Here is a 407-nt window from a genome sequence, read left to right as displayed (position 1 = left end):
AAACAAAGAACCAGTTACTGAGTCGGGTACTCATCCAGTCGAAAATATGACAGCTGGTGGTGGTGCTACTGGTAACAAGGTTCCAAAAGGAAAGCTGAAAATTGTTAAGCATATTGAAGGAAATAAAGAAAAAGTAATCCCGAATGTTTCGTTTAAGTTGTATAAAGAGTCTGGTGAACAAGTTGGGGGCGAATATAAAACAAATGAAAAAGGGATAGTTGAAACTCCTCAATTATCACCAGGCAAATATTATGTGCAAGAGGTTTCAGCTCCAGACTATATTGATTTCGATCCGCAGAAAAAAGTAGAGTTTGAAATAAAATCAGATGATGAAAATGGAGTCGAACTGGATATTCCAAATAAAGTGAAAACTATATCTGTTTCAGGAACGAAGATGTGGAATGACA

General features: G+C 36.4%; 1 protein-coding gene. It reads left to right on the top strand.

The window, feature by feature from the left end; translation table 11 throughout:
- A partial coding sequence (locus tag BAU27_RS08350; RefSeq protein WP_175546530.1) for a prealbumin-like fold domain-containing protein occupies window positions 1-407 on the top strand: 407 nt, incomplete at both ends.

The sequence above is a fragment of the Bacillus sp. NH11B genome (assembly GCF_001884205.1).
Classification (GTDB): Bacteria; Bacillota; Bacilli; order Bacillales; family Bacillaceae_G; genus Bacillus_A; species Bacillus_A proteolyticus.
This window is presented reverse-complemented; position numbering and strand designations above follow the sequence as displayed.